The sequence below is a fragment of the Pseudomonas sp. 300 genome (assembly GCF_055803035.1).
Genome location: NZ_JAVLRV010000002.1, coordinates 3,961,257 through 3,973,494 on the forward strand (window position 1 = coordinate 3,961,257; position 12,238 = coordinate 3,973,494).

The following is a 12,238-nucleotide window of genomic DNA, read 5'->3' on the forward strand; positions in this document are numbered from 1 at the left end:
ACATCCTCACTGGAGAGGATGCGATCGAAATTACTCTTCACGGGCCGTAGCCTCCGCACTGATAGGGCTGGCGTATTCGGCTTTCAGTCGGCCGTCCTGGTCAAGGAGCCAGGCGTCCATGACCTGGCGCACCACAGGCGCGGCGACACCGGAACCGGATTCGCCGTTCTCGACCATCACCGACACCACGATTTTCGGGTTGTCGGCCGGCGCGAAACCGACGAACAAGGCGTGGTCGCGATGGCGTTCCTGAACCTTGGAGCGGTCGTACTTCTCGCCCTGCTTGATCGCGACCACCTGGGCCGTACCACTTTTGCCGGCGATCCGGTATTGCGCGCCGATCGAGGCCTTGCGCGCCGTACCGCGGGCGCCGTGCATCACCTGCTGCATGCCGTGGTTGACCTTGGTCCAGTCAGACGGGTCACGCAGGATGATGTCCGGCATCGGATTGTCATCCTTGGGCCGCTCGCCTTCGACGGTCTTGGCCAGGTGCGGACGGTTCCACACACCTTTGTTGGCCACCAGTGCCGTGGCTTGCGCCAGTTGCAGCGGCGTGGATTGCATGTAGCCCTGACCGATCCCCAGAATCAGCGTTTCACCCGGGAACCATGCCTGGCGACGGGTCGCGCGCTTCCACTCACGGGACGGCATCAGCCCCGGCGACTCTTCGAACATGTCCAGCGAGACTTTCTGGCCGATGCCGAACTTGCCCATGTAGGCCGACAAGCGATCAATCCCCAGCTTGTGGGCCAGGTCATAGAAGTAGGTGTCGTTGGAACGCATGATCGCCGTATCGAGGTCGACGTAGCCGTCACCGGTACGGTTCCAGTTACGGTACTTGTGGTCGTAGTTGGGCAGTTGGTAGTAACCGGGGTCGAAGACCCGTGTCGACGCGGTGACCACGCCAGAATCCAGACCGGCAATCGCCACCGCCGGTTTGATCGTCGAACCTGGCGGGTACAGACCACGCAGCACGCGGTTGAACAGCGGCCGATCGATGGAATCGCGCAACTCGGCGTACGCCTTGAAGCTGATGCCGGTGACAAACAGGTTCGGGTCGAAACTCGGCTGACTGACCATCGCCAGTACTTCGCCGGTCGCCGGATCGAGCGCCACCACCGCACCACGGCGACCGCCAAGCGCCGCTTCGGCCGCTTCCTGCAATTTGATGTCCAGGCTCAGGACGATGTCCTTGCCGGGAATCGGATCGGTACGCTTGAGTACCCGCAATACGCGGCCTCGCGCGTTGGTTTCGACTTCTTCGTAACCCACCTGACCGTGCAACTCGGGCTCATAGAAGCGCTCGATGCCGGTCTTGCCGATGTGGTGGGTGCCGCTGTAATTGACCGGATCGAGGGACTTCAGCTCTTTCTCGTTGATCCGCCCCATGTAACCCACCGAATGCGCAAAGTGCGCGCCCTGCGGGTAATGCCGCACCAGTTGCGCAACCACTTCAACACCCGGCAAGCGGAACTGGTTCACGGCGATACGGGCGATCTGTTCTTCGGTCAGCTCGAACAGGATCGGCACCGGCTCGAACGGCCGCCGCCCCTGGCGCATGCGCTTCTCGAAAATCACCCGATCCTCGGGCGTCATCTCCAGCACTTCGACGATCACATCGAGCACTTGCTGCCAGTCGCCGGAGCGCTCGCGGGTCATGCTCAAGCTGAAGCTCGGCCGGTTGTCGGCCACCACCACGCCATTGCGGTCGAAGATCAATCCGCGGGTCGGCGGAATCGGCTGCACATGGACGCGGTTGTTTTCCGACAGGGTCGAGTGGTATTCGTACTGGATCACCTGGAGGAAATACAGGCGAGCGATCAGCACGCCGATCAGCACCACCACTGCAATGGCCCCGAACACGACGCGGCCACGCACCAGACGGGCGTCTTTTTCGTGGTCCTTGATGCGGATCGGCTGGGACATGAGGCAGAACTACTTGTGGTAAGGGTGGCCGGACAGAACTGTCCAGGCACGGTACAGCTGTTCGCCGATCAGAATCCGCACCAGCGGGTGCGGCAACGTCAACGGTGACAACGACCAACGCTGATCCGCACGCGCACAGACTTCCGGCGCCAGCCCTTCGGGGCCGCCGACCATGAAATTCACCGTGCGCGAGTCCAGCCGCCAGCGATCGAGCTCGACCGCCAACTGCTCGGTGCTCCAGGGCTTGCCGTGGACTTCGAGGGTGACAACGCGCTCGTTCGGCCCGACCTTGGCCAGCATGGCTTCGCCTTCCTGACGGATGAAGCGCGCCACGTCGGCGTTCTTGCCACGGGTGTTGAGCGGTATTTCCACCAGTTCCAGCGCCAGCTCGGACGGAAGACGCTTGGCATATTCATGCCAGCCTTCTTCCACCCATTTGGGCATGCGTGAACCGACGGCGATCAGTCGCAGTCGCACAGCGGTCCCTTATTGCTGGTCTTTGTTGAGCTTGGTGAAATGCTCATGGGTGTTTTCCGGGCTGTGATGCGCAGCGCTGGCCGAACGGCTCTGCTCTGCACCGGCCCACAGGCGCTCCAGGTCATAGAACTGGCGAGCCGAGGCGGTCATCATGTGCACGATGACGTCGTCCATATCCAGCAGTACCCAGTCGCTATCGCCCTTGCCTTCTTCACCCAGTGGCTTGACGCCCTGGGCTTTGACGGCTTCGCGGACCTTGTCCAGCATCGCGCCGATCTGACGGTTGGACGTACCGGTGGCGATGATCATGAAGTCAGTGATGCTTTGCTTCTCACGAACGTCGATGACCTGGATGTCCTGGGCCTTGACGTCTTCCAGAGCTGCTACGGCAACCTTGACCAGTTCTTCGCCAGCCAGCTCAGGGCCGGTTGGAACTTCTACTGGCAGGGGGGCGCTCTTGAATGTGCCTTTGCGCTTTACTTTAGTTACGTCTTTGTTCGTCATATAAAACTCGTTTTGCTCGTATGTTCGGGCGCTTCGCTACACGCATTCACGTGCCTTGAAGCGCACCCTTTTTCAGTTCGACGCACGGTAGAGTCCGTGCGCATCGATGTAGGCCAGGACCGCGTCGGGCACCAGGAAACGTACCGACTTACCGCTGGCCAGCAGTTGACGGATCTGGGTGGCGGATACCGCAAGCGGCGTCTGCCAGACGAATGCAATCTGTCCGCTCGGCCCTTTGAGGGCCAGCGGGTCGCTCACCGAGCGCGCTGCCAGCAGGTTGCGCAAGGCATCCGGCGGTTCGCTGTCGGCATCCGGGCGTTGCAGCACCAGGATGTGGCAATGCTGGAGCAACTCTTCCCAGCGGTGCCAAGTGGGCAGGCCGCAAAATGCGTCCCAGCCCAAAAGTAGAAAAACCTGGTCTTCAGCGGCCAGTTCGGCACGCATCAGTTCCAGGGTATCGATGGTGTAGGACGGTTTGTCCCGCTGCAATTCACGGGCGTCCACCACCAACGGTGCCACACCGGCCACCGCGCATTCGACCATCGCCAGACGGTCCTTCGCCGACACCTGCGGCGTACCGCGATGAGGCGGCCTGGCACTCGGCGTCAGGCGCAGCTCGTCGAGTGCCAGTGATTCGGCGACTTCCAGCGCACCGCGCAAATGGCCGATGTGCACCGGGTCGAACGTCCCCCCCAGCATGCCGATACGTCGAGGCGCAGGTTCGCTGGCGGTTACCGGGGCCGACGGATTAAGGTCGCCCAAGTCAGACCGTCGCCTGGCCGCGCAACTGGCCATCACCGACCACGATGTACTTCTCGCAGGTCAGACCTTCGAGACCCACCGGGCCGCGGGCGTGCAGCTTATCAGTAGAAATGCCAATCTCGGCACCCAATCCGTATTCGAAGCCGTCAGCGAAACAGGTCGGGGTGTTGATCATCACCGACGACGAGTCGACTTCCGCGACGAAACGCCGGGTGTCGGCAAGGTTTTCGCTGACGATCGAATCGGTGTGATGGGAGCCGTACTTGTTAATGTGCTCGATGGCCTGGTCCAGCCCGTCGACCACGCGGATCGAAAGGATCGGTGCAAGATATTCGGTGTGCCAGTCGTCTTCAGTGGCCACTGCGGCATCGATGATCGCCCGCGTGCGCTCGCAACCGCGCAGTTCGACACCTTTTTCGCGGAACTGGGCAGCCATCGACGGCAGAAAATCTTTGGCAACGGCTTGATCCACCAACAGCGTTTCCATCGCACCGCAGATGCCATAGCGGTAAGTCTTGGCATTGAAGGCGATGCGCTGGGCCTTCGGCAGATCCGCGTGGGCACTGACGTAAACGTGGCAAATGCCGTCCAGATGCTTGATCACCGGCACGCGAGCGTCGCGGCTGACCCGTTCGATCAGGCCTCGGCCACCACGGGGCACGATGACGTCGACGTATTCAGGCATGGTGATCAGCGCGCCCACCGCGGCACGGTCAGTGGTCTCGACCACTTGAACCACGGCGGCCGGCAGATCGGCTTCGGCCAGACCGCGTTGAATGCAGGCGGCGATGGCGCGGTTGGAATTGATCGCCTCGGAACCGCCGCGCAGGATGGTCGCGTTACCGGACTTGAGGCACAGACTGGCGGCGTCGATGGTCACGTTGGGCCGGGATTCGTAGATGATCCCGATCACGCCCAGCGGCACGCGCATTTTGCCGACCTGAATCCCCGACGGACGGAAGCTCATGTCGCGAATGGCACCGACCGGGTCTGGCAACGCGGCCACCTGGCGCAGGCCGACGATCATGCCGTCGATGCGTTCCGGGGTCAGCGCCAGACGTTCCAGCAGCGCAGGCTCAAGACCGTTGGCTCGACCCGCAGCCAGATCCAGCTCATTGGCGGCCGTCAGCTCGGCACGCGCGGCGTCCAGCGCATTGGCAGCCGCCTGCAAGGCGCGGTTTTTCTGCGCGGTGCTGGCACGGCCGATGATGCGCGACGCTTCGCGGGCGGCGCGACCCAGGCGGGTCATGTAGTCGAGAACGGACTCAGTCATGGTCGGTGGCGGTCTTTGCTAAGGTCTTGGTAAAGAGTAAAGCGGCAGATTATAGCTGTCGCGTCCCCTGACTAACAGCGGTGACGGGCGGATGGTCGAAATGGAGGCCAATTTGCCGACGTTCAGCCGTGATTAAGCTGCAAATTGTTATCATCACGACTCAATCAGCTGTGATAAATGCCGCTCATCATGACCAACCTGACTGTTCGTGCGACCGCTGCGGGCCTGCCCATCGGGCTCCCGGACGCGTTTTTCGACCGGGATGCGCAAACGCTGGCCCGGGATTTACTCGGCAAAGTCATCCGGCATCGGGTCGGCGAACTGTGGCTCAGCGCCCGGATCATCGAGACCGAAGCCTATTACTTCGAAGAAAAAGGCAGCCATGCCTCGCTCGGCTACACGGAAAAGCGTAAGGCTTTGTTTCTGGATGGCGGCCACATCTATATGTATTACGCCCGTGGCGGCGATTCCCTGAATTTCAGCGCTGAAGGTCCGGGCAATGCTGTGTTGATCAAATCCGCGTATCCATGGGTCGATGAATTGAGCGGCCCGGCGAGCTTGGCGCAGATGCTGTTGAACAATCCCGATGCCCAGGGCCGCCCTCGCCCGTCGCAAAAGCTCTGTGCCGGGCAAACGCTGCTGTGCAAGGCGCTGGGGTTGAAGGTGCCGGTCTGGGACGCGAAGCGCTTCGATCATGAAGTGCTGCTAGTGGAAGATGTCGGCCCGGAGCCGGGCCACATCATTCAAACCACGCGCCTGGGCATTCCCCACGGCCGCGATGAGCACCTGATGTACCGCTTCGTCGATGCGGCTTACGCGCCGTATTGCACGCGGAACCCGCTGCGGCGGGGACAGGTCGAAGGTCGCGATTATTTTGTGCTGACATGAACAATCAAAGAACTTTAAGCCTCCGCAATCCCTGTGGGAGCGGGCTTGCCCGCGATGAGGCCATGCAGACTGATATCAATGTCGCCTGTTATACCGCTATCGCGGGCAAGCCCGCTCCACAGGATTCAATTGTGCTTCGAGATGTGCGCGGGTCCACGGGGACCATCTGAATATTCAATGGAGTTGTTTTTATGGGCCCATGGCTCGATAGCGTGACCGGATGGCTGACGGTCAACCCGCAATGGTTGGCCGCCGCAGTATTCATAGTGGCCTTCGTGGAGTGCCTGGCGATTGCCGGCTTGATCGTACCCGGCACGGTGTTGCTGTTTGCCGTCGCGGTGCTGGCCGGCAGCGGCGCGCTCTCGTTGAGCGAAACCTTGCTGCTGGGATTCACCGCCGGGGTGCTGGGCGACATCGTTTCCTACTTTGTCGGGCGACATTTCCACCAGAACATCCGGCGCCTGCCCGGTCTGCGTCACCACCCGGAATGGATCGCCGGGGCCGAGGCTTACTTCCAACGCTATGGCATCGCCAGCCTGCTGGTCGGACGATTCATCGGACCACTCAGGCCGATGCTGCCGATGGTTGCCGGGATGTTCGACATGCCCTTCCCGCGCTTCGTCGCCGTAAGCCTGCTGGCCGCCGCCGGCTGGAGCGTCGCCTATCTGCTGCCCGGCTGGGCCACGGGGGCGGCGATTCGCTTGCCATTGCCGGAGGGTTTCTGGCCTGAGGCCGGGATCGTCGCAGGCAGTATCGCGGTGATGGTCGGCCTGAGCGCGACCAGCAGCCTGCGCCGTCATCGCAAGGCTACGATGCTGATTGCCGGCATGAGTGTGCTGATTCTGACCGGGTTGTTCATCGGCTACCCGCACCTCACCGCTCTCGATCAGGGTGTGATGACTCTGGTGCAGGAGCACCGCAGCCCGATGCTCGATGAAGTGGCCGTGACCTTCACGCTGATCGGCGAATTCCGCAACATGCTGCTGTTCAGCGCCCTGCTGACCGTGTTGCTGTTGCTGACCCGGCAATGGCGACAGGCGATTTTCGTCGGCAGCACCCTGCTCGTCACCGCACTGGGCAACACCTTCACCAAACAGTTTTTCGCCCGCGTGCGCCCGGAGGTTCTAAGTGATCCACTGGTCAGCTACAGCATGCCCAGTGGCCATGCCTCGGGCTCTTTTGCGCTGTTCCTGACACTCGCCGTTCTGGCCGGTCGCGGACAACCGCCGCGGATGCGCCTGACCTGGTTGCTGGTCGGTTGCCTGCCGGCACTGGCGATTGCCTTGTCGCGCGTGTACCTGGGCGCGCACTGGCCAACGGACGTACTGGCCGGCGCCATGCTGGCGGCGTGTGTCTGTGCGGCGAGCCTGGGGCTGATCCAGCGCCAGACCCCGCTCAATGCCATGCCACCCAAGGTCTGGTGGCTGGTGTTGCCGGCGATGGTGGCATTATTCGGGTTCTTCGCGCTGCGACATTTGCCCCACGCGATGTTGCGATACGCCTACTGATCAGGCGAACAACTCACCCTGCAATTCATCGAGCAGCGCCTGGATCGCATCCAGTCGCTGCTGCGGATCGTCGAGTTGCAGCAGGTCGATCTTGTCCACTTCGGCGAACGGCAACAGGTACGCCAACTGATTGGCCAGCGACTGTTGCCCGGTCGCTTCGGTGCCCATGTTCAGCGCTTCGACCATCGGGTGTTCGGCCAATGCCTTGAGCAGTGCGACGAGGTCGGCGTCTTCATCCTGCAACGGTTGCTCCGGCTCGTCTTCCAGCCACTCGACCTCGGCGACGGTCAGTTGATCGCGCTGGACCTCGGTGCGCAACACGTGGAAACGCCGCCCACCCTGCACGCGAATACCCAGCAAACCGTTGTCCTGTTGCTTGAAATCGGTGATCAGCGCTTCACAACCGACCAGCGCGTAACCTGCCGGAGCGATGCCGACTTCTTTACCGTCGAGAATGCACACCACGCCGAAACCGCCGCCCTGTTTCATGCAGCGGCTGATCATGTCCAGGTAGCGCGCCTCGAAGATCTGCAAATCGAGGATGCAGCCAGGAAACAGCACCGTGTTCAGCGGGAAAAGCGGCAAGCTCATAGACATTTCCTTACACCACCATCGACACCGCCAACGGCAGGAACACCGCCGTGGCCACGCCCATCAGACTCATCGCCAGCGCCGCAAAGGCGCCGCACTCTTCACTTTCCTGCATGGCCACCGCCGTGCCCACCGCATGAGCGGTCATGCCCAGCGCCATGCCGCGCGCCTCGGGGCTGTGGACGCCGAGCCGGTTCAGCAGGCTCGGACCAAAGATCGCCCCGATCACGCCGGTGATCAACACAAACACTGCCGCCAGCGCCGCGACGCCGCCGATCTGCTCGGCCACCAGCATGGCGATCGGCGAGGTCACTGACTTCGGCGCCATGGTCATCAGGATCATGTGCTCGGCACCAAACGACCAACCCAGCAACACGCCCATGCCGGTGGCGACGACACCGCCTATCACCAGCGTAGTAAATATCGGCCAGAACAACTGCCGGATCCGCCGCAGATTGAGGTAAAGCGGCACGGCCAGCGCGACCGTGGCCGGACCGAGCAAAATGCTGAGGATCTCGGTGCTCTTGCGGTACTCGGCATAAGTCAGGCCGCAGCCGACCAGTACACCAATGACCAACAGCATGGAGACCAGCACCGGCTGCAGAAAAATCCAGCGGGTTTTCTCGAACGCCGCCAACACCAGCTGATAGGCGCCGAGGGTGATGCCGATGCCAAACAACGGGTGATGAATCACCGACGCCCAGGCGCCCTGCCAGTCGAAGATCATTGCGAGTCCTCGCGGTGCGCGTGGCGCTTGACCATGCGCTGCATCAGCACGCCGGCGAACGCCATGGACAGCAGCAGCGACAACACCAGTGCGCCGACGATGGCCCAGAAGTCCGCGGCAATGTCCTTGGCGTAAACCATCACGCCCACCGCCGGCGGCACCAGCAGCAACGGCAGGTAACGCAGCAGGCTGCCGGCCGCCAGGCTCAGCGGTTCGCCGACCTGGCCACGGCTGATCAGGTACACCAGCAGAAGCAGCAAGCCAATGATCGGCCCCGGCAGCACCGGCAAAAACAAATGGTTGATGGCGGTGCCCAGCAATTGGAACAACACCAGCCAGGTCAGGCCACGTAACAACATCCGTCCTCTCCCCCGAAAAATCGCGCCCGGCATTATAAGCATGCCAACGCTATAGACCGGCATTCGCCAAAAGCATGGTCGGTTGACCGGAGCAATTTGCCATGTTGATCTAAAGTGGTAATCCGGGAGGTCAAATCCCCCCAACTCAAAACTATAAAACCGATGAACCCAAGGAGAGTCTCAATGCCCTATGTTCCCGTTGCAGAGCTCAAAGATTATGTCGGCAAGGAACTTGGACGTTCCGAATGGCTCACCATCGATCAGGAGCGCATCAACCTGTTCGCCGAAGCCACAGGGGACTATCAGTTCATCCACGTCGACCCGGTCAAAGCCGCGCAAACGCCATTTGGCAGCACCATCGCCCACGGTTTCCTGTCGCTGTCATTGATCCCGAAACTGATGGAAGACATCCTCATCCTGCCTGAAGGGGCAAAGATGGTGGTCAACTATGGTCTGGATAGCGTTCGTTTCATCCAGCCAGTGAAGGTCAATTCCAGGGTTCGCCTCAAGGTCGACATGAACGAAGTCACCGAGAAGAAACCCGGCCAATGGCTGCTCAAGGCCACCGCCACGCTCGAGATCGAAGGTTCGGACAAACCGGCCTATATCGCCGAGCCGCTGTCACTCTGCTTCGTGTAAACCCTCCCGGATGCGAAGCAGCTCACGCTGTTTCGCGACCTCTCTCTATATCTAAGTCATAGAGCTGCGGCATACTCGGTCGCCTAATTGCCCGGATCCCGCTATGCGCTCACTTGCACTCATTGCCTTGACCCTGATGCTCACCGCTTGCGGCGACGGCGAATCGCTGTTGCCGCCCGATGCGCGCCTGCCGGACGGCGGACGCTATCGCGGCGACCTGGTCAACGGATTGCTGCAAGGTCAGGGTCGCGTCGATTACCCGAACGGCAGCTGGTACGCCGGCAGTTTCGACAAGGGTCAATGGCATGGCCCGGGCGAATGGCACGGCAGCAACGGCGAAGTGTATCGCGGCAATTTCAACCTGGGGCTGTTCGACGGCCAGGGCACGCTGACCACCAGCGGCAGCAGCTACACCGGCGGCTTCAAGGCGGGTCGGCGCGAAGGCGAAGGCACCCTCAAAGAAAACGGCATGACCTATCGCGGCGAGTTCAAGGCCGATCAATATTCAGGGCTCGGACGTCTGGAGCTCGAAGACGGCAGTTCGTATCAAGGTCAGTTCGCCCATGGCAAACCCAACGGGGAAGGCCAGCGCGGCGACGCCAGCGGCAATCAGTTCACCGGCCATTTCAAGGACGGTCAGCTGGAAGGCAACGGGACGTTCAACAGCGCTGAAGGCGATATCTACGTCGGCGGCTTCAAGAACAACCAACTGCACGGCAAGGGCCGCTACGAAAACGCCGACGGCGATGTCTGGCTCGGTCAGTTCAAGGAAGGCTCGCTGAACGGCAAGGGCGAACTAATCGGTGCCGACGGCAGCCACTACATCGGCCAGTTCAGCGACTGGCGTTTCACCGGCCAGGGCCGGCTGAACTTGCCTGATGGAAGTTTCTACATCGGCCAGTTCGACGGCGACAGTTATCAGGGCCGCGGCACGCTGGTGTTGACCGATGGCACCGTGCAGAGCGGCACGTGGGTCAATGGCCAGCGAGTACGCGATGCCGACGGCAAGCTGCTACCCGACAGCCTCGAACTCGGCTTGCTGGCCCAAGGCCGCTTGCTCGAAGACGCGCTGGCCAATGTGCCCGCCTCGACCCCGGCGATCGAGTTGTACACCCTGACCCTCGGCGGTGACGGCAAGCAGAGCGTGTTCCTGCGCGAATCCGACTACGTCAGCAACATGCTGACCAGCCGCTTCGGTGCGTTTGGCCAGATTCGTTTGGTGAACCATCGCGACCATCTCGTCGATCGGCCCATGGCCACCCGGGAAAACCTGCGCCGCGCCGCGCTCACGCTGGCCGAACGCAGCGGTCCGGAAGACTTGATCTTCATCTACCTGACCAGCCACGGCACCAGCGAACACGAACTCGTGCTCGATCAGCCGCGTATGGAGCTGTCCGACCTGCCGGCCGACGAACTCGCTGCCGTGCTCGCCCCGCTGAAAAACCGCGACAAGATCATCGTGATTTCGTCTTGCTACTCCGGTGGTTTCATCCCGGCCCTCAAGGACGAACGCACCCTGATCATGACAGCTGCGCGCGCCGACCGCGTGTCCTTCGGGTGCACGGAGGAAGCCAACTTCACGTACTTCGGCGATGCGCTGTTCGCCCAGGCCCTGAATCAGACCGACGATCTTGAACAAGCCTTCAAACTGGCCAAGGCCAGCGTGGCCGAGCGTGAGCTGGCAGACAGCTTCGAAGCCTCTGAACCGCAGATCTGGGCGCCGAAAACCGTACTCTCCCACTGGCAGCTGTTACGCAAACAGCAGGCACGAAAAGCGCTACAAAGTGTCTCTATCAGCAACGAGGATGCAAAGAGCAACTAAGCTGAACAGTATCAAGGGGGGAACACTATGTACTTGACGCCTCAGCACGTATTGCTCGCCGGAGCTACCGGCCTGACCGGTGAACATTTGCTTGATCGCCTGCTCAACGAGCCCACGATCACACGCGTATTGGCCCCCTCACGCCGGCCACTGGCCGAGCACCCCCATCTGGAAAACCCGGTCGGCGACCCGACCGTGTTCCTGCCACAATTGAGCGGTCGCGTTGATATCGCGTACTGCTGTCTTGGCACCACGATCAAACAGGCCGGCTCGGAAGAGGCGTTTCGCGCAGTAGACCTCGACATGGTGGTGGCTTTCGCCAAACGGGCGCGGGAAATGGGCGCGCGGCACTTGATCGTGATCAGCGCCCTGGGGGCCGATCGCAGGTCCTCGGTTTTCTACAACCGGGTCAAAGGCGAGATGGAGTACGCATTGCGCGCGCAAAACTGGCCACAACTGACCATTTGCCGACCTTCGGTGTTACTGGGTGATCGTATCGAGCCGCGCCTGGCCGAACAGTTCGCCGGACCGTTGTCGCGCCTGATCCCGGGCAAATACCACGGCATCGAAGCCTGTCAGCTGGCTCGGGCGATGTGGCGGCTGGCGCTGGAGGAGCAGGATGGGGTGCGGATTGTCGAGTCGGATGAGTTGCGCAAGCTCGGCAAGTAATTGGCTGATTCAGGGATGAATCATTGCAAGCTGGCTCGCGCCCACATTTGTTCTGTGTCGCCGTCATCGCCAGCAGGCTGGCTCCCACAAGGG

The 12,238-nt window shown here is 61.6% G+C and carries 13 protein-coding genes; 5 read left to right on the forward strand and 8 right to left on the reverse strand.

Translation table 11 applies throughout. The features are described from left to right. Positions 1-30 precede the first annotated feature (30 nt). From mrdA to Q7W83_RS24765, 5 genes are all read right to left on the reverse strand, one after another. On the reverse strand, positions 31-1,926 hold the full coding sequence (mrdA, locus tag Q7W83_RS24745; RefSeq protein ID WP_150630371.1) for a penicillin-binding protein 2: 1,896 nt from the start codon (positions 1,924-1,926) through the stop codon (positions 31-33). Positions 1,927-1,935: 9 nt separating this feature from the next. After that, positions 1,936-2,403: a 23S rRNA (pseudouridine(1915)-N(3))-methyltransferase RlmH gene (gene rlmH / locus Q7W83_RS24750; RefSeq protein WP_007937439.1), complete on the reverse strand. Its 468-nt coding sequence runs from the start codon at positions 2,401-2,403 to the stop codon at positions 1,936-1,938. Between the two features lie 9 nt (positions 2,404-2,412). Then, the gene (gene rsfS / locus Q7W83_RS24755; RefSeq protein ID WP_150630369.1) at positions 2,413-2,907 is read right to left on the reverse strand and encodes a ribosome silencing factor; all 495 of its coding nucleotides are present in this window, start codon (positions 2,905-2,907) and stop codon (positions 2,413-2,415) included. A 72-nt stretch (positions 2,908-2,979) separates the two neighbouring features. After that, positions 2,980-3,669, reverse strand: coding sequence for a nicotinate-nucleotide adenylyltransferase (gene nadD / locus Q7W83_RS24760; protein WP_150630368.1), 690 nt, complete (start codon positions 3,667-3,669; stop codon positions 2,980-2,982). Position 3,670: 1 nt separating this feature from the next. Further along, on the reverse strand, positions 3,671-4,942 hold the full coding sequence (locus tag Q7W83_RS24765) for a glutamate-5-semialdehyde dehydrogenase (protein WP_150638409.1): 1,272 nt from the start codon (positions 4,940-4,942) through the stop codon (positions 3,671-3,673). Between the two features lie 189 nt (positions 4,943-5,131). Between Q7W83_RS24765 and Q7W83_RS24770 the strand changes: the two genes are divergently transcribed. Both Q7W83_RS24770 and Q7W83_RS24775 read left to right on the forward strand, forming a co-directional pair. After that, complete coding sequence (locus Q7W83_RS24770) at positions 5,132-5,830, forward strand: DNA-3-methyladenine glycosylase (protein WP_150630366.1); 699 nt, start codon at positions 5,132-5,134, stop codon at positions 5,828-5,830. 191 nt (positions 5,831-6,021) lie between these two features. Further along, on the forward strand, positions 6,022-7,338 hold the full coding sequence (locus Q7W83_RS24775; protein WP_150630365.1) for a bifunctional DedA family/phosphatase PAP2 family protein: 1,317 nt from the start codon (positions 6,022-6,024) through the stop codon (positions 7,336-7,338). On the opposite strand, the gene Q7W83_RS24780 is transcribed toward Q7W83_RS24775, so the two are convergent. From Q7W83_RS24780 to Q7W83_RS24790, 3 genes are read right to left on the reverse strand one after another with little or no spacing between them, the layout of a single operon-like run. Continuing rightward, a complete protein-coding gene (locus Q7W83_RS24780; protein ID WP_150638411.1) occupies positions 7,339-7,929 on the reverse strand; it encodes an LON peptidase substrate-binding domain-containing protein in 591 nt (196 codons plus the stop codon). It lies immediately after the preceding gene. A gap of 10 nt (positions 7,930-7,939) precedes the next feature. Next, a complete protein-coding gene (locus Q7W83_RS24785) occupies positions 7,940-8,656 on the reverse strand; it encodes an LrgB family protein (RefSeq protein ID WP_084319699.1) in 717 nt (238 codons plus the stop codon). Beyond that, positions 8,653-9,015, reverse strand: a complete 363-nt coding sequence (locus Q7W83_RS24790; RefSeq protein ID WP_150630363.1) for a CidA/LrgA family protein — start codon at positions 9,013-9,015, stop codon at positions 8,653-8,655. Before Q7W83_RS24790 ends, Q7W83_RS24785 begins: the two co-directional genes overlap by 4 nt. Before the next feature lie 183 nt (positions 9,016-9,198). On the opposite strand from Q7W83_RS24790, the gene Q7W83_RS24795 reads away from it, so the two are divergent. The 3 genes from Q7W83_RS24795 to Q7W83_RS24805 all read left to right on the forward strand — a co-directional run bounded on the left by Q7W83_RS24795 (position 9,199) and on the right by Q7W83_RS24805 (position 12,145). Next, positions 9,199-9,654, forward strand: coding sequence for a MaoC family dehydratase (locus Q7W83_RS24795; protein ID WP_084319697.1), 456 nt, complete (start codon positions 9,199-9,201; stop codon positions 9,652-9,654). Positions 9,655-9,757: 103 nt separating this feature from the next. Next, positions 9,758-11,476 (forward strand): C13 family peptidase, encoded by a 1,719-nt coding sequence (locus Q7W83_RS24800; RefSeq protein WP_150630362.1) that lies wholly within the window; start codon positions 9,758-9,760, stop codon positions 11,474-11,476. A 27-nt stretch (positions 11,477-11,503) separates the two neighbouring features. Then, positions 11,504-12,145: an oxidoreductase gene (locus Q7W83_RS24805; protein ID WP_150630361.1), complete on the forward strand. Its 642-nt coding sequence runs from the start codon at positions 11,504-11,506 to the stop codon at positions 12,143-12,145. The last annotated feature ends 93 nt before the right edge of the window (positions 12,146-12,238 follow it).

What these genes read in the sequence shown, in the direction of transcription:
- mrdA (WP_150630371.1), bottom strand. Translation starts at nt 1,926, where the DNA reads ATGTCCCAGCCGATCCGCATCAAGGACCACGAAAAAGACGCCCGTCTG.
- rsfS (WP_150630369.1), bottom strand. Translation starts at nt 2,907, where the DNA reads ATGACGAACAAAGACGTAACTAAAGTAAAGCGCAAAGGCACATTCAAG.
- Q7W83_RS24765 (WP_150638409.1), bottom strand. Translation starts at nt 4,942, where the DNA reads ATGACTGAGTCCGTTCTCGACTACATGACCCGCCTGGGTCGCGCCGCC.
- Q7W83_RS24770 (WP_150630366.1), top strand. Translation starts at nt 5,132, where the DNA reads ATGACCAACCTGACTGTTCGTGCGACCGCTGCGGGCCTGCCCATCGGG.
- Q7W83_RS24775 (WP_150630365.1), top strand. Translation starts at nt 6,022, where the DNA reads ATGGGCCCATGGCTCGATAGCGTGACCGGATGGCTGACGGTCAACCCG.
- Q7W83_RS24780 (WP_150638411.1), bottom strand. Translation starts at nt 7,929, where the DNA reads ATGAGCTTGCCGCTTTTCCCGCTGAACACGGTGCTGTTTCCTGGCTGC.
- Q7W83_RS24785 (WP_084319699.1), bottom strand. Translation starts at nt 8,656, where the DNA reads ATGATCTTCGACTGGCAGGGCGCCTGGGCGTCGGTGATTCATCACCCG.
- Q7W83_RS24790 (WP_150630363.1), bottom strand. Translation starts at nt 9,015, where the DNA reads ATGTTGTTACGTGGCCTGACCTGGCTGGTGTTGTTCCAATTGCTGGGC.
- Q7W83_RS24795 (WP_084319697.1), top strand. Translation starts at nt 9,199, where the DNA reads ATGCCCTATGTTCCCGTTGCAGAGCTCAAAGATTATGTCGGCAAGGAA.
- Q7W83_RS24800 (WP_150630362.1), top strand. Translation starts at nt 9,758, where the DNA reads ATGCGCTCACTTGCACTCATTGCCTTGACCCTGATGCTCACCGCTTGC.
- Q7W83_RS24805 (WP_150630361.1), top strand. Translation starts at nt 11,504, where the DNA reads ATGTACTTGACGCCTCAGCACGTATTGCTCGCCGGAGCTACCGGCCTG.